Below are 14,049 nucleotides of genomic sequence, written 5' to 3'. Positions count from 1 at the left end.
ACCGCTCTCGGCGCGCACTGTCCACGGGGAGTGACCGGACGATCAGGGTCGGTGATCCCGCCCACCGGCCGGGGCACACTGCGGGCATGACCGTTCTCGTCACCGGTGCCTCCCGTGGGGTCGGCGCGGCCACCGCCCGGCTGCTGGCCGCCCGCGGGCGGGACGTCGTCGTGGCGCACCGGTCGTCGCCCGGCGAGGCCGGGCGGGTCGTCGCCGACTGCCGGGCGATGGGCGTGCAGGCCCGCGCGGTCGCCGCCGACGTGACCGGCACCGCGGGCGTCGAGCAGCTGTTCGAGTTCGCGGCGGACATGCCGGCCCCGCTCAGCGGGGTGGTGGTGAACGCCGGCGGTGCGCCGTCCCGGCAGCGGCTGGAGGACATGAGCGACGAGCGGATCGACGGGGTGCTCGCGCTCAACCTGCGGGCCGCGCTGATCTGCTCGCGGGCGGCGGTGCGCGCGCTGTCGCCGCGGCACGGCGGTGCCGGTGGCGTGCTGGTGCACGTGACGTCGCGGGCCGCGGTGCTCGGCTCGCCCGGCGAGTGGAACGACTACGCCGCGGCCAAGGCGGGCGTCGAGGCGCTGGTGGTGGGCCTGGCGAAGGAGGTCGCCGCGGACGGCATCCGGGTGGCCGCGGTCCGCCCGGGGCTGCTCGACACCGACTTCCACGCCAGGGCCGGCGAGCCCGGGCGGGCGGCCCGGATGGCGCCGTCCATCCCGATGGGCCGCGCCGGGCGTCCGGACGAGGTGGCGGCCGCGGTGGCCTGGCTGCTCTCCGACGAGGCGAGCTACGTGACCGGCACGGTGCTCGACGTCGCCGGCGGCCGGTAGGTCGCCGGGGGGAGCGGACGGGTCAGGGGGTGCGCGCCGAGCGCGCCAGGGAGGCCCACGAACGCCGGCGCGGGGCGCGGCGCCCGATCCCGGTGGTCTCGGCGCAGAGCAGGCAGCTGTCGCCGGGTGGCGCGGCCAGCGAGGCGGGGAGCACGACGTGCCCGCACATCGCGGTGCAGTGCCCGGTCCCGGAGGCCAGCGAGTCGGCGAGCACCGCGTGCGGGACGACGTGGCTGTACCCGTCACGGGCGCAGGTGACCGCCACGTTCTGCTCCGGAGCCGGTACGGACGGCTCGACCGGGAGGGTCGGCGACGGCACCTGACGCGCACCTGCGGGCGGTACCGACACGGCTCTCCTCCGGTTGGTGTGCGGCGGAGCATCCATCGTCACCCCGGCCCCGTGCAGATGCAAGTGCATCCGCACGAACGGCCGAACGGCGGGCCGGCTCGTCGCGGAGCGTGGCGAGCGACACGACGACCGATTCTGCACACCCTCCGGACCGTGCGGCGACGGGCCCCGGCGACCCCCGGAACCCGGCCGCTTGCTGGGACGACGTCCGATTCGTCCGCCCGGTTGCCTGATGTGCGTGCAGTCACAATTTCGATGGCCCGAGCCGGTGGTCCGGGCCGTCAGCGGCTGCGACGGCCCGTCCGGGCCGTTAATCTCGTCCGACATGATCGCACCCGAGCAGGCCGAACCTCGGGCGTCCGCGTCGACCTCCGGAGCCACGAGCTCCCCGGAACGGTCCGACGCCGACGCCGACGGTGACCCTTCGTACGAGATCGTGTCGCCGGAGCCGGCCGACGGGGCGCTCATGTGGCGGCTCGCGGTGGAGTCGCAGACGCTGGACGCGAACTCCCGCTACGCCTACGTCCTCTGGTGCCGTGACTTCGCCGGCGCGTCCGTGATCGCCCGCCGGGACGACGGCAGGCCGGTCGGCTACGTGACCGGCTACCTGCGCCCCGGGCAGCCGCGCACGCTGTTCATCTGGCAGGTGTGCGTGGACCCGGTCGCCCGCGGCGCCGGCCTCGCCGGCCGGATGCTGGACGCGGTGTGGGACCGGACCGCGCGAGAGGCGGGCACCGACCGGATGGAGACGACCATCACCCCGGACAACGAGTCGTCCATCCGCCTGTTCACCTCGTTCGCCCGACGACACGACACGACGATCGAGCGGGAGGACCTGTTCGGTCCGGACCTGCTCGGTGACGAGCACGAGCCGGAGCACCTGTACCGCATCGGCCCGATCGCAGCAGAGAAGGTTGACAACACATGACCGTTTTCGAAGATCTCGAGTCCCAGGTCCGGAGCTACTGCCGAAACTGGCCGGTCGTCTTCGACACGGCCAAGGGCAGCCGGCTGACCGACGTCGACGGCAACTCCTACCTCGACTTCTTCGGTGGCGCCGGGGCACTGAACTACGGGCACAACCCCGAGGTGCTCAAGAAGCCGCTGCTGGAGTACCTCGGCCGCGACGGAATCACCCACGGCCTGGACATGTACACCACGGCCAAGGGCGAGTTCCTGAACACGTTCCAGGAGAAGATCCTGGCTCCGCGCGGCCTGGAGTACAAGGTCCAGTTCCCCGGCCCGACGGGCGCCAACGCCGTCGAGTCCGCGCTGAAGCTGGCCCGCAAGATCACCGGCAAGGAAGCGCTGATCAACTTCACCAACGCGTTCCACGGGATGACCCTGGGCGCGCTGTCGGTGACCGGCAACTCGATGAAGCGCGGCGGCGCCGGCATCCCGCTGGTGCACTCCACGCCGATGCCGTTCGACAACTACTTCGACGGCAAGATGCCCGACTTCCTGTGGTTCGAGAAGGTCCTCGACGACACCGGGTCCAGCCTCAACGAGCCGGCCGCGGTGATCGTCGAGACGGTGCAGGGCGAGGGCGGCCTCAACCCGGCGCGGATCGAGTGGCTGCAGGGCCTCGAGGACCTGTGCCGGCGCAAGGGCCTGCTGCTGGTCGTCGACGACGTCCAGATGGGCTGCGGCCGCACCGGGCCGTTCTTCTCGTTCGAGATCGCCGGGATCAAGCCGGACATCGTCACGATCTCGAAGTCCATCTCCGGCTACGGCCTGCCGATGGCCCTGGTGCTGATCAAGCCGGAGTACGACCAGTGGGGCCCCGGCGAGCACAACGGCACCTTCCGCGGCAACAACCCGGCGTTCGTCACGGCGACGCACACGCTGCGGCACTGGTGGTCCGACGACACCCTGGAGAAGGACACCCTCCGCAAGGGCGAGAAGATCGAAGAGGGCTTCCACAAGATCATCGCCGACAACCAGGGCACCGAGATGTTCGCCAAGGGGCGTGGCCTCGCCCGCGGCATCCAGTTCGAGGAGGAGGGGCTCGCGGAGAAGATCGCGGGCAAGGCCTTCGAGCACCGGATGCTGCTGGAGACGGCCGGTCCGAACGACGAGGTGCTCAAGCTCCTGCCTCCGCTCACCACCACCGATGACGAGATCGACGAGGGTCTTGCGATCATCGGCGAGTCCGTCCGTAGCGTCATCGGGAGCTGATACCCACATGATCGTCCGCACCATCGACGAGATCACCGGAACCGAGCGGGACGTCGAGTCCGAGAACGGGCAGTGGCGCAGCAAGCGCATCGTGCTCGCCGACGACAAGATCGGCTTCTCGGTCCACGAGACCACCCTGCAGGCCGGAACGATCAACGACTTCTGGTACGCCAACCACATCGAGGCCGTCTTCATCACCGAGGGTGAGGGCGAGATCTACGACAAGGACAACGACGTCACGTACCAGCTCAAGCCGGGCTCCATCTACGTGCTGAACGGCAACGAGCGGCACCAGTTGCGCCCGAAGACCCAGATCAAGTGCGTCTGCGTCTTCAACCCGCCGGTGACCGGCCGCGAGGTGCACGACGAGAACGGCGTGTACCCGCTCATCACCGAGGAGAGCTGAGCCTCCTCCGCACACGCAGGTCCGAAACCGGGGCGTTTCCGCTGTATGACAGCGGGAACGCCCCTTTCGGTCCGTCAGGTCCGACCGACCCCCGTCGAAGGGAAGAAGAGAGACACCGCAAGGAGGAATGTCCATGACTGCCCTGGCCGGCAGCGACGATCTCACCCGCCTGCAGGGTGCGGGTGACCGCTACTACACCCGGGTCTCCCCGGAGCCCGCGTTCATCGAGCGGGTGGAGCCCACGGTGTGGGGTGAGCCCGGGAGCGCCGGGATGTTCGGCGCGCAGGAGCTCGCGGCGCACTCCCGCGACGGCTTCGTGCAGGTCCCGGACCTGCTCACCGGCGACGAGGTCGCCTTCTACCAGGCCGAGCTCGACCGTCTCGCGAACGATCCGGCCGTCCGTTCCGACGAGCGGTGCGTGATCGAGAAGTCGTCCGACGAGGTGCGCTCCATCTTCGAGGTGCACCGGATCTCGGCCGCGATCGCCCGCCTGGTGCGCGACGAGCGGGTGCTGTCGCGGGCCCGCCAGATCCTCGGGTCCGACGTCTACGTGCACCAGAGCCGGATCAACTACAAGCCCGGCTTCGGCGGTGGCGGCTTCTACTGGCACTCCGACTTCGAGACCTGGCACGCCGAGGACGGCATGCCGACGCCGCGGGCGGTCAGCTGCTCGATCTCGCTGACCGACAACCACCCGTACAACGGCTGCCTCATGATCATGCCCGGCTCGCACCGGACGTTCGTGTCCTGCGTCGGCGAGACGCCCGAGGACTACTACCGGACGTCGCTGAAGGAGCAGCAGATCGGCACCCCGGACCCGGACTCGATCACGGCGATGGCGAACCGGCACGGGATCGCGATGATGACCGGCAGGGCCGGCTCCGCGACCTGGTTCGACTCGAACTGCATGCACGGCTCCGGCGACAACATCACCCCGTACTCGCGGTCGAACATCTTCCTGGTGTTCAACAGCGTCGAGAACGCGTGCGTGGAGCCGTTCTACGCGCCGAAGCCGCGCCCCGAGTACATCGGCGCGCGTGACGCCACCCCGGTGCGCTAACCACCACAAGATCATCAGTTGACGGCAGGGCCCGTCCCGGACGCTCCGGGGCGGGCCCTCCGCCCGCCGGGGCTCCCGCGATCTGTCACGGCGGTTCCCGCGATGTGCCACAGCCGATCCGTCGACGCGCGGGCCCGGGATAGGGCACCCTTACCGTGTGGCCCCCGATCCGACCCCCCACGCAGCGCCCCGACAGGACCCCGGCCTGGCCGAGTTGCTCGGCGGCCGGGCCGGGGCCGTCGACGCCTCGGTCCCGGTGGTCGCGTTCGTCGCGACCTGGCTGGCCGCCGGATGGGCCGGATCGGTCTACCCGATCAACTGGGGCGCCGGGGCGGCGGTCGTGGCCGGTGCCGCGGTGGCGGTCTGGCGGATCCGCAGCGGGCGCAAGCCGCGCGCGGTGCTGTTCGGGCTGGCCGGGGTGGTGGCCGCGGCGGCGATCGCGCTGATCACCGGCCGGGCGTCGGACTTCTTCCTGGTCCAGATCGTGTCGAACGCCGGCAGTGCGCTGGCGTGGGCGATCTCGATCGTCGTGCGCTGGCCGCTGCTCGGCGTCATCGTCGGCGGCCTGCTGGGCCAGCGGACCCGCTGGCGCCGCGATCCCGATCTGCTGCGCGGGTACCAGCGGGCGTCCTGGGCGTGGGTGTCGCAGTACGTCGTGCGGCTCGCCGTGTTCCTCCCGCTGTGGGCCGCGGACCAGGTGGTGCTGCTGGGGCTGGCGCGCACCGTCCTGAGCCCGGTGCTGGTGGGTCTGAGCGTGCTCGCGTCGTGGCCGTTGCTGCGTACGGCGCTGCCGGACGATCACCCGGGGATCCGTCACCCCCGGTGACGCGACGCAACGACCGGTCACGGTAGAATCGTGATCACAACGTGACTTTCACTCACCCGTGTGAGGGTTGCCACTTCAGGTGATCATCGGGTGCGTTCGCGCGCCCCGGGACGTTCACCTGTGCGGAGCCGCCGGACCACGACCCTTGCAAGGAGCCATGCCTCAGCAGCGCCCCCCCGAGCCCGGCCCCGGTGACGACCCGCGTGGTGTCCCCGGTGGACGCCGCCCCGCTCACCCGTTCCCCTCCGGCCGTCCCGTCGCACCGGACGCGCCGCGCGTCCCGGTCCAGCGCCGTTCCGCCCCGTCCCGGCCGCCGCAGGGTGCGCCCCCCGGCGTCCCGACGGCGCGGTCCCCGCGGGCCGTGCAGCGACCCACCCGGGTGGTGCCCGGCCCCGGCGTCCCGCAGGGCACGCCCCCGGGCGGCCACCCGCAGACCAGGGCGTACCCCGGCAGCCCGGGTGCGGCCGGTCCCGGCGGCCCGCACGGCCCGGTCGGCGGCGGCCCCGCCGGCGGTGGCCCGGCCGGTCCCGGTGGCCCTGGTGGACCGACCGGCCCCGGTGGCCCGGGCGGTCCCGGTGGCGGCGGACCCGGCGGCGGTTCCGGCGGCGCGGACGGCGGCACCGAGAAGGCCGGCGGTGAGACGTCGCTGAAGGCCGACCTGAGCCCGACCAAGATCGCCGCGGGTGCCGGTGCCGCGGTCGTCACGGCGATCCTCGGGTCGTTCCTCGGTGCCGTCGGCACGGTGGTCGGCGCCGCACTCGGCTCGATCATCTCGACGCTCGCCACCACCCTGTTCACCCGCTCGATCGAGGTCAGCAAGGACAAGGCGGCCAAGGCGGTCGAGCTGGCGAAGAAGGGCGCGGTGCTGCCGGTGCGCGAGCCGGTCGTCCGCGGGGCCGCCGGCCCGACCGGCGAGGAGACCGTGCTGCTCGGCGCCGCGGCGGCACCGGGCCGGACCCGCCGTGCCCCGGCGGAGCAGGCGCCCGGCCGGTTCCGGCGGGTGCGTCTCACCCGCAAGTCGGTGATCGTGTCCGCGGTGATCGGCGTCGTCACCTTCGCCGTCTCGATGTTCCTGATCACCGGCATCGAGTTCATCAAGGGCTCGCCGCTCAGCGGCGGCGACGGCGGCACCTCGATCAGCCGCGCCGTCGGTGGCCCGCCGGCCACGGACACCACCGAGCAGGACGAGGGCGCGGGCTCCGGCGACACCGGGTCGAGCGAGTCCGAGACCTCGACCGGGGAGACCGGCACCAGCACGTCCACCTCGGAGTCGGCGGAGAGCACCGCCACCTCCGAGCCCGGCCAGGAGAGCGGATCCGGCTCGGGACAGGGCGACTCGCTGCAGGACCGGCTGAACCGGGTGCTGCCGACCGAGCAGCCCGAGTCCGGCCGGCAGCAGTCCGGGCAGGACGGCGGCACCACCGGCGGTACCGGCTGAGCCCAGCGGTGCGGTGCGCCGCCGGCCCCGGCTCAGTGGTGCGGCGCGGGCGCGCCTGCTGCCTGCGTCCGATGGGGCAGGCGGGCGCGCAGCCGCTCGGCGGCGGCCCTCGGGTCCTCGGCGCCGGTGATCGCCCGGACGACCACGATCCGGGTGGCCCCGGCGTCGAGCACCTCGTCGAGCCGCTGCTCGTCGATCCCGCCGATCGCGAACCACGGCCGCTCCGGTGCCCGGTCCGCGACCGTGCGCACCAGGTCCAGGCCCGGGGCGGGACGGCCCGGCTTGGTCGGCGTCGGCCAGCACGGGCCCGCACAGAAGTAGTCGACGCCGTCCTCGACGGCCGCGGTGGCCGTCTCGTCGGCGCTGTGCGCGGACCGGCCGACGATCACGTCGTCGCCGACCACCTGGCGCGCCCAGCGCACCGGGAGGTCGTCCTGGCCCAGGTGCAGCACGTCCGCCCCGGCGGCCAGCGCGACGTCCGCCCGGTCGTTCACCGCGAGCAGCGCACCGTGCCTGCGGCAGGCGTCACCCAGGATCTCCAGGGCGGCCAGCTCGGCCCGCGCCTCCAGCGGCCCGTCCGGGCCGCCCTTGTCCCGCAGCTGGACGATGTCGACCCCGCCGGCGAGCACGGCGTCGGCGAAGTCGGCCAGGTCGCCCTGCTCGGAGCGGGCGTCGGTGCACAGGTAGAGGCGGGCGTCCGCGAGCCTGTCCAGGCGACGGACGCGGGTATCGGTGTGGGACACGGCCCGCACGGTACGGCGTAGCCTGACGGTGGCACGAGACGAACCACGGGAGCCCGGCGAGCGGGCTGAGAGGGGACCTGCCGCGGTCCCGACCGTCGAACCTGATCCGGGTCATGCCGGCGCAGGGAGTGAGGTGGAAGTTCCATGACCGCCCTTCGGAGCGGCCGGCTGGCCGTCGCCGGTGCCGGTGCCATCGGGCTGTCCGCGGCCCGCGAGGCGGCCCGGGCCGGCTGGCAGGTCACCGTGTTCGACCCGGCGCCGGCGACCGGGGCGTCCTGGGTGGCCGGCGGGATGCTGGCGCCGGTCACCGAGGCGTGGCCGGGCGAGGAGGACCTGCTGGCGCTCGGGCTGGACTCGGTCGCACGCTGGCCGGAGTTCGCCCGCGCCCTGTCCGACGACGCCGGGACCGACGCCGGGATGCATCCCGAGGGCACCGTCGTCGTCGCCACCGGCTCCGGGGACCGGGACGAGCTGAACTCGCTCGCCGGGTACCTGGAGTCGCTGGACCGGCCGGTGCAGCGGATGACCGGCCGCGAGCTGCGCCGGCTCGAACCCGCGCTCGGTCCGGACGTCCGCGGCGGGCTGTCGGTGCCCGGCGACCCGTCGGTGGACAACCGGCGGCTGCTCGCCGCGCTGCGCACCGCCTGCGCGCGGCTCGGCGTCACCGTCGACGAGCGCGCCGTCACCGAGGTGCGGGAGACCGGCGGCCGGGTCGCCGGCGTGCGGCTGGCCGACGGCACCGCGATCGACGCCGACGCCGTGCTGCTCGCCGCCGGGGCGCACTCGGCCGGACTGCACCCGGCGCTGGACGGGCTGGTCCGCCCGGTGAAGGGCGAGATCCTGCGGCTGACCCGGCGGGCCTGCGCGCTGCCGCCGCCGTCGCGGACGGTGCGCGCACTCGTCGACGGACGCCCGGTGTACGCCGTCCCCCGCGTGGTACCCGGGCACGGGGACCTGGTGATCGGTGCGACGACCGTGGAGAACGGGTTCGACACCGCCGTCACCGTCGGCGGGGTGCGGGACCTGCTCCGGGACGCCGAACGGGTGCTGCCCGGGATCGCCGAGTACGAACTGACCGAGACGGCGGCCGGGTTGCGCCCGGGAAGCCGGGACAACCTGCCGCTGATCGGCCGGATCGGGCCGGACGGGATGTTCGTGGCGACCGGGCACGGGCGCAACGGCATGCTGCTCGTCCCGGTCACCGCCGCCGCGGTCGCCGCGCTGCTGCGCGGCCGGGACGTGCCGGACACCGCCCGTGCGGCCGACCCCCGCCGGTTCGACCCGGTCGGGGCCGAGAGGAGCTGACGTTGCAGATCGTGCTGAACGGTGAGAGCCACGAGATCGAGGGCGACGGCGAGCCGGTGCTGGCCCGGGTGCTCGCCGACGCCGGGCTGCCCGCTCGGGGCATCGCGGTGGCCGTCGACGGCGAGGTGGTGCCGCGGGCGTCCTGGAACGAGCACCGGATCACCGACGGTGCGCGGGTCGAGGTGCTGACCGCGGTGCAGGGAGGATGACCATGACCGAACAGGCCGACGCGCCGCTGATCATCGGCGACGAGAAGTTCGACTCCCGGCTGATCATGGGGACCGGGGGTGCGGCGAACCTGGAGATCCTGGAGCGGGCGCTGGTCGCGTCCGGGACCGAGCTGACGACGGTGGCGCTGCGCCGGGTCGACGTCACCGGCGGGACCGGGCTGCTGGACCTGCTGCGCCGGCTCGGGATCCGGGTGCTGCCGAACACCGCGGGCTGCCGTACCGCCGCCGAGGCGGTGCTGACCGCACGGCTCGCGCGGGAGGCGCTGGAGACCGACCTGGTGAAGCTGGAGGTCGTCGCCGACGAGCGGACCCTGCTGCCGGATCCGGTGGAGCTCCTGGACGCCGCCGAGCAGCTCGTCGACGACGGGTTCGTCGTGCTGCCCTACACCAACGACGATCCGGTGCTCGCCCGCAAGCTGGAACAGGCCGGATGTGCCGCCGTGATGCCGCTCGGCTCACCGATCGGCACCGGCCTGGGGATCCGCAACCCGCACAACATCGAGATGATCGTCGCCGAGGCGGGCGTGCCGGTGGTGCTCGACGCCGGAATCGGCACCGCGTCCGAGGCCGCGCTGGCGATGGAGCTGGGCTGCGACGCCGTGCTGCTCGCGACCGCGGTCACCCGGGCCGCCGATCCGGAGCGGATGGCCACGGCGATGCGCCGCGGGGTCGAGGCGGGCTGGGCCGCCCGGCACGCCGGGCGGATCCCGCGCCGGTACTGGGCGCACGCGTCGTCCCCGGACCCGGACCCGGACCCGGGACCTGCCTGACGATCACCGCTGCCCCGACCGCTGCTGCAGATCCCGCCGTGCCGTGGTCGGCTCAGGTCCGGGGCCGCAGGCCCAGCGAGGTGAGCTCCAGCGCAGCCAGCCCGGCGACGACGTCCGGGTCCCCGGCCCGCCACGCGGCCGCCGGGTCGGGGGCCACCCGGGTCAGCCGGGCCACCGGGACCCGGGCCAGCGCGCGCACGGCGAGCAGGTCCGGCGCGCCCGCCCGGGCGGCGACCGCGGCCCCGGCCCGGCGGGCGTAGTTCAGCCGCAGCGGCAGCCAGCCCAGCAGTACCGGCAGCAGCATCAGCAGCGGCACGACGACCAGCGCACCGGTCGCCAGCATTCCCACGGTCCGGCCGAACTCGTGCCCGGCGGCCGCGAGATCCGCCCCGGCGCGGGTCGCCGGGTCGAGCGCGACGGCGAGGTCCGCGCCGACGAACGGGAGCGACGAGACGGCCCCGGACATCCCGGTGAAGACCTCCGACATCCGGCCGCCCGCGGCGACCAGCGAGCGGCCTGGGCCCTCGAGGGTGCGCAGCCCGTCGTGCACCGCGATCCCGGCGAGCACCGCGATGACCGACCACAGGACGGCGAGCAGGTCGGCGACGACCTGCCGGGCCAGACGGGCGGGGCGTTCCGCGTACCAGCGCATCGGCATTGTCTACCGGCACGGCAATCCGATGGTGCCGGCAGGGCCGGCCGTGCTGTCATCGGCCGGTGGGACGGACCGGGCGGGCGACGGGCATCTACATCAGCGAGGCGGGCGCGACCGTGGTCCGGGAACGCTACGAGCGGCAGCTCGCCGGCTGGCCGGTGCCGCTGCAGCGGCACCGCGTCGAGACCGGCGCCGGCGCGACGGCGGTGCTGACCTGCGGCGACCCGGCGGGTCGGCCGGTGGTGCTGCTGCACGGCTCCGGGGCGAACAGCGCGGTGTGGCGGGACGACATCGGGCTGCTGGCGGCCACCCGGCGTGTGGTGCTGGTGGACCTGCTCGGTGAGCCCGGGCTCAGCGACCCGGTCCGGCTCGATCTCACGACGTCGGCGACCGCCGACTGGCTCGCCGGGATCCTGGACGGTCTCGGGATCGGCGCCACCGACCTGGCCGGCATCTCGCTCGGCGGATGGACGGCCACCGACTTCGCGATCCGGCACCCGGGGCGGGTGGACCGGCTGGCACTCGTCTGCCCCGCGGGGATCGGCGGCCAGACGTTCCGGAGGATCGCCCCGGCATTCCTGCTCAGCGCGTTCGGGCCGGGCGGGCGGCGCCGTTCCGCGGAGATCGTCACCGGGCTGGACGGACGCGAGCACCCTGAGGTGCTGGACGAGATCTGCCTGCTCTTCGAGCACTTCCGTCCGCGTACCACCCGCTTCCCGGTGTTCGACGACGACGCCCTCCGCCGGTTGACCATGCCGGTGCTCGCGCTGCTGGGCGAGCGGGACCGCGTCTTCGATCCGGTGCGGACCCGAGACCGGCTGCTGCGGCTCTGCCCGGACGCGCGCGTCGAGCTGGTGCCCGGCTCCGGACACGCGGTGCTCGGCCAGGTTCCCCGGATCGCGCAGTTCCTGGACGGGGCGTAGTCCCGCGCCCTCAGGCAGCCGTTCCCGGGACGACGGGAGGGAGCAGGGCGTCCAGGATCAGCCCGGGATCGAGCCGGTCGCCGTACCACTCGGGGGTGAGGCTGTCGCCGTCGATCCCGAGGCCGGCGCCGGTGTTCCGGGCGACCAGCGCTCCGTCGTCGCCGCTCAGGGGCGCACCGGCGCCGGGTACCGGTGTCCCGTCGGCCCGTCGGAACTGCCAGCGCCCGTCGGCGTAGTGGATCAGGTAGCCGTGGTCGTGGACCAGCCGGTGGTGGAACCCGCACAGCAGGACCAGATTGTCGATGTCCGTGCGTCCGCCGCGCAGCCAGTGCCGGACGTGGTGGGCGTGCAGGTACCGGGTGCTGTCGCAGCCGGGGAACCGGCAGCCTCCGCCGTCGGCGCAGTCGCGTGCGGTGAGCGCGGCGATCTGTGCCGGGGAGGCGAGCCGGCGGGAGCGCCCCAGGTAGAGCCGGTTCCGGCGACGATCGTCGAGCAGGACGCGGCCGCGGGCGTCACAGGCGAGCCGTTCCGCGGTGGGGCCGGGGATCTCCGGCCCGTTCGCGAGGCGGGCGGTTCCGGTTCCGGCGTCGATGTGCACGACGACCCGGGCCTCGCCGCGGGTGACCGCCGGTGCGTCGTCGCCGGCCCGGCCCTCCTGGTGGCGGACGAGGTCCAGCAGCGCGTCGGCCCGCTGGGCCGCACTCGGGTCGGCAACCGGACCCGGGGCCTGCTCGGGATCATGACCGGCCGGGGCGGGCACCGTGAGCCGGGACGAGATCGCCGCGACGAGCTCCGCGCCGTCCTCGGGGGTGAACCGGCCGCGCAGGACGAGGGACCCGTCGGCGTCGTGGTACCAGCTCAGGCCACGGCGGGTGGCGGTGACGGTGGGCGGTGCGGTTCGGCGGCGGACCGCACGGACGACCGTCTCGACGTGGCTCGCGGTTCCGGAGAGGGCGAGTTCCAGCAGGATCTGCTCGGCGACCTCGGGATCGGCGACCGAGACGCCGGTCGTGGTCCCGTCCGTGGCGCAGTCCTGGTCGTCGCAGTCTCTGTCGGTGCAGCCCCCGGTCGTCGTCCTGGTCGGGGCAGTCCTGGTCGTCGCAACCCTGTTCGTCGCAACGCTGGTCGTCGCGGTCCGGGGCGTCGGAGTCCGGGGCGTCGGAGTCCGGGTCGTCGTAGTCCGGGGCGGCGTCGGAGTCGACGATGCCGGCTCCGGCGGTGTCCTCGTCGGTGCCGGCGGTGCCGGCGGTTCTGTCGGTTCTGTCGGTGCTGTTGGTGCTGTTGGTGCGGAAAGTGCCGTCCCTGCCGAAGCCGTCGGTGTGGCCGGGATCCGGCGCGGCGGTGCGATCGGCGGCGCTCGGAGCGGTGTCGCCGACGGTGCTGGGGCCGGTCCGGTCGCTTGCGCGAGAGATGCCCGAGGGGCGTGCGGTGCCCGATCCGGTCGCGGACGGCCCGGTGATCCGGTCGGCCATGCGGGCGAGGGCCGCCGTGTCCGAGCCGGTCACGCGGGTGATCGCCCGGACCTTCGAGTAGGAGATCCGCCCGGCCGCGAACTCCGCCCTGATCCGGGGGAGGTTCTCCAGGGCGCGGGCGATGCGCAGGTGCTCGGTGGCGGTCCGCATGCTCATGCCCGCCCGCCAGGTCAGCCAGTGGGCGCACGAGCGCACGCCGACGCCGGCCCAACCGTCGCGGCGGTCGAACTCGGCGAGGAGCTGCAGGAACCGGCATTCCGCCGCTGCGATGTGGCCTGCCAGCCCCAGGAGTTCCGACTCCAGCTCGGGTAGCGGTGTGGGCGGCGGCAGCTGCTGCCGATCGGGTCCGGTGCCGTGGTCGGTGCTCATCGGTTCCCCCTGGGTCGACCATATGAATCGAACGTGTGTTCGCATGAGTGTGCACCAGGGGTCCGACAGTGTGCGGCCGTCGGCCGCCGGGCAGCAATGTGGACGCCCGGGGGCGCCGCATGCGTTCCGCGGAACGCGCCGGACCGGGTGACGGGGTGTGCGGCAGTGCCGGGTGTGGCCCGCTCCGCGCAGTGCACCGCCGGGATGACAGTCGATGGCGGGGTGCGGCGGCCGGCGTGCGTTCCGCGGAACGCACGAGCGGTCCGCAGCCCGTTCTGCGGGATGTCGGGAGGACTGCGAGGACCGGCGACCGTTTCGCGGAACGCGCCGGGCCGTCACGCGTTCCGCAGAACGTGCGGGGGTGTCTGTGGCGACGCGGCGGCTGCGAGCGGGGTGTCGTGCGTTCCGCGGAACGTGCGGGGATGTCTGCGGCGACGCGGCTGCGAGCGGGTTGTCCTGCGTTCCGCGGAACGCGCTGGGATGTCTGTGGCGGCTGCG

Annotated in this window: 16 protein-coding genes, 1 pseudogene and 1 riboswitch; of the genes and pseudogenes, 12 read left to right on the top strand and 5 right to left on the bottom strand. The window is 73.8% G+C overall.

The window, feature by feature from the left end; genetic code table 11:
* Nucleotides 1-86 precede the first annotated feature (86 nt).
* A complete protein-coding gene (locus ABD160_RS11060) occupies nt 87-827 on the top strand; it encodes an SDR family oxidoreductase (RefSeq protein WP_344021184.1) in 741 nt (246 codons plus the stop codon).
* 22 nt (nt 828-849) lie between these two features.
* Here the strand turns inward: ABD160_RS11060 and ABD160_RS11055 are convergent, their stop codons facing one another.
* Entirely contained in the window at nt 850-1,146 is a 297-nt protein-coding gene (locus tag ABD160_RS11055; RefSeq protein WP_344021181.1) for a hypothetical protein, read from the bottom strand.
* 355 nt (nt 1,147-1,501) lie between these two features.
* Between ABD160_RS11055 and ectA the strand changes: the two genes are divergently transcribed.
* The 6 genes from ectA to ABD160_RS11025 all read left to right on the top strand — a co-directional run bounded on the left by ectA (nt 1,502) and on the right by ABD160_RS11025 (nt 7,084).
* The gene (gene ectA, locus ABD160_RS11050; RefSeq protein WP_344021180.1) at nt 1,502-2,104 is read left to right on the top strand and encodes a diaminobutyrate acetyltransferase; all 603 of its coding nucleotides are present in this window, start codon (nt 1,502-1,504) and stop codon (nt 2,102-2,104) included.
* Entirely contained in the window at nt 2,101-3,354 is a 1,254-nt protein-coding gene (gene ectB, locus ABD160_RS11045; protein ID WP_344021177.1) for a diaminobutyrate--2-oxoglutarate transaminase, read from the top strand. The genes ectA and ectB overlap by 4 nt, the downstream gene beginning before the upstream one ends.
* A 7-nt stretch (nt 3,355-3,361) precedes the next feature.
* The gene (locus ABD160_RS11040) at nt 3,362-3,760 is read left to right on the top strand and encodes an ectoine synthase (RefSeq protein WP_344021175.1); all 399 of its coding nucleotides are present in this window, start codon (nt 3,362-3,364) and stop codon (nt 3,758-3,760) included.
* A gap of 133 nt (nt 3,761-3,893) precedes the next feature.
* Complete coding sequence (thpD, locus tag ABD160_RS11035; protein ID WP_344021173.1) at nt 3,894-4,820, top strand: ectoine hydroxylase; 927 nt, start codon at nt 3,894-3,896, stop codon at nt 4,818-4,820.
* Nucleotides 4,821-4,977: 157 nt separating this feature from the next.
* Nucleotides 4,978-5,646, top strand: coding sequence for a DUF3159 domain-containing protein (locus ABD160_RS11030; protein WP_344021171.1), 669 nt, complete (start codon nt 4,978-4,980; stop codon nt 5,644-5,646).
* A 361-nt stretch (nt 5,647-6,007) separates the two neighbouring features.
* Nucleotides 6,008-7,084 carry a hypothetical protein gene (locus tag ABD160_RS11025; RefSeq protein ID WP_344021169.1) on the top strand — a complete coding sequence of 359 codons (1,077 nt, stop codon included), beginning with the start codon at nt 6,008-6,010 and terminating at the stop codon, nt 7,082-7,084.
* A gap of 32 nt (nt 7,085-7,116) precedes the next feature.
* Here the strand turns inward: ABD160_RS11025 and thiE are convergent, their stop codons facing one another.
* Nucleotides 7,117-7,836 carry a thiamine phosphate synthase gene (thiE, locus tag ABD160_RS11020; RefSeq protein WP_344021167.1) on the bottom strand — a complete coding sequence of 240 codons (720 nt, stop codon included), beginning with the start codon at nt 7,834-7,836 and terminating at the stop codon, nt 7,117-7,119.
* Between the two features lie 29 nt (nt 7,837-7,865).
* A riboswitch (TPP riboswitch) is annotated at nt 7,866-7,973 on the top strand.
* On the opposite strand from thiE, the gene thiO reads away from it, so the two are divergent.
* The 3 genes from thiO (at nt 7,972) to thiG (ending at nt 10,132) form a co-directional block, all read left to right on the top strand.
* Nucleotides 7,972-9,132: a glycine oxidase ThiO gene (gene thiO, locus ABD160_RS11015; RefSeq protein ID WP_344021165.1), complete on the top strand. Its 1,161-nt coding sequence runs from the start codon at nt 7,972-7,974 to the stop codon at nt 9,130-9,132. (Overlaps the previous riboswitch by 2 nt.)
* 11 nt (nt 9,133-9,143) lie before the next feature.
* Nucleotides 9,144-9,341: a sulfur carrier protein ThiS gene (gene thiS, locus ABD160_RS11010; protein WP_425563609.1), complete on the top strand. Its 198-nt coding sequence runs from the start codon at nt 9,144-9,146 to the stop codon at nt 9,339-9,341.
* Nucleotides 9,342-9,343: 2 nt separating this feature from the next.
* Nucleotides 9,344-10,132, top strand: coding sequence for a thiazole synthase (thiG, locus tag ABD160_RS11005; protein WP_344021161.1), 789 nt, complete (start codon nt 9,344-9,346; stop codon nt 10,130-10,132).
* Nucleotides 10,133-10,184: 52 nt separating this feature from the next.
* Here thiG and ABD160_RS11000 read toward each other — a convergent pair whose 3' ends face one another.
* Nucleotides 10,185-10,784, bottom strand: coding sequence for a hypothetical protein (locus ABD160_RS11000; RefSeq protein ID WP_344021159.1), 600 nt, complete (start codon nt 10,782-10,784; stop codon nt 10,185-10,187).
* 65 nt (nt 10,785-10,849) lie between these two features.
* Between ABD160_RS11000 and ABD160_RS10995 the strand changes: the two genes are divergently transcribed.
* A complete protein-coding gene (locus tag ABD160_RS10995) occupies nt 10,850-11,710 on the top strand; it encodes an alpha/beta fold hydrolase (RefSeq protein ID WP_344021157.1) in 861 nt (286 codons plus the stop codon).
* 10 nt (nt 11,711-11,720) lie between these two features.
* On the opposite strand, the gene ABD160_RS10990 is transcribed toward ABD160_RS10995, so the two are convergent.
* A complete protein-coding gene (locus tag ABD160_RS10990; RefSeq protein WP_344021749.1) occupies nt 11,721-12,137 on the bottom strand; it encodes an HNH endonuclease signature motif containing protein in 417 nt (138 codons plus the stop codon).
* A pseudogene (locus ABD160_RS10985) lies at nt 12,126-12,725 on the bottom strand (13E12 repeat family protein); the annotation flags it as partial. The gene ABD160_RS10990 and the pseudogene ABD160_RS10985, both read right to left, overlap by 12 nt.
* A gap of 188 nt (nt 12,726-12,913) precedes the next feature.
* Here ABD160_RS10985 and ABD160_RS10980 point away from each other — a divergent pair.
* Nucleotides 12,914-13,243, top strand: coding sequence for a hypothetical protein (locus ABD160_RS10980; protein WP_344021155.1), 330 nt, complete (start codon nt 12,914-12,916; stop codon nt 13,241-13,243).
* The last annotated feature ends 806 nt before the right edge of the window (nt 13,244-14,049 follow it).

It is taken from the genome of Pseudonocardia kongjuensis (assembly GCF_039526905.1).
Lineage (GTDB): Bacteria > Actinomycetota > Actinomycetes > Mycobacteriales > Pseudonocardiaceae > Pseudonocardia > Pseudonocardia kongjuensis.
The sequence above is the reverse complement of the archived record's forward strand: the minus strand, read 5'-3'. Positions and strand labels throughout refer to the sequence as shown.

What these genes read in the sequence shown, in the direction of transcription:
- ABD160_RS11060 (WP_344021184.1), top strand. Translation starts at nt 87, where the DNA reads ATGACCGTTCTCGTCACCGGTGCCTCCCGTGGGGTCGGCGCGGCCACC.
- ectA (WP_344021180.1), top strand. Translation starts at nt 1,502, where the DNA reads ATGATCGCACCCGAGCAGGCCGAACCTCGGGCGTCCGCGTCGACCTCC.
- ectB (WP_344021177.1), top strand. Translation starts at nt 2,101, where the DNA reads ATGACCGTTTTCGAAGATCTCGAGTCCCAGGTCCGGAGCTACTGCCGA.
- ABD160_RS11040 (WP_344021175.1), top strand. Translation starts at nt 3,362, where the DNA reads ATGATCGTCCGCACCATCGACGAGATCACCGGAACCGAGCGGGACGTC.
- thpD (WP_344021173.1), top strand. Translation starts at nt 3,894, where the DNA reads ATGACTGCCCTGGCCGGCAGCGACGATCTCACCCGCCTGCAGGGTGCG.
- thiO (WP_344021165.1), top strand. Translation starts at nt 7,972, where the DNA reads ATGACCGCCCTTCGGAGCGGCCGGCTGGCCGTCGCCGGTGCCGGTGCC.
- thiG (WP_344021161.1), top strand. Translation starts at nt 9,344, where the DNA reads ATGACCGAACAGGCCGACGCGCCGCTGATCATCGGCGACGAGAAGTTC.
- ABD160_RS11000 (WP_344021159.1), bottom strand. Translation starts at nt 10,784, where the DNA reads ATGCGCTGGTACGCGGAACGCCCCGCCCGTCTGGCCCGGCAGGTCGTC.
- ABD160_RS10980 (WP_344021155.1), top strand. Translation starts at nt 12,914, where the DNA reads ATGCCGGCTCCGGCGGTGTCCTCGTCGGTGCCGGCGGTGCCGGCGGTT.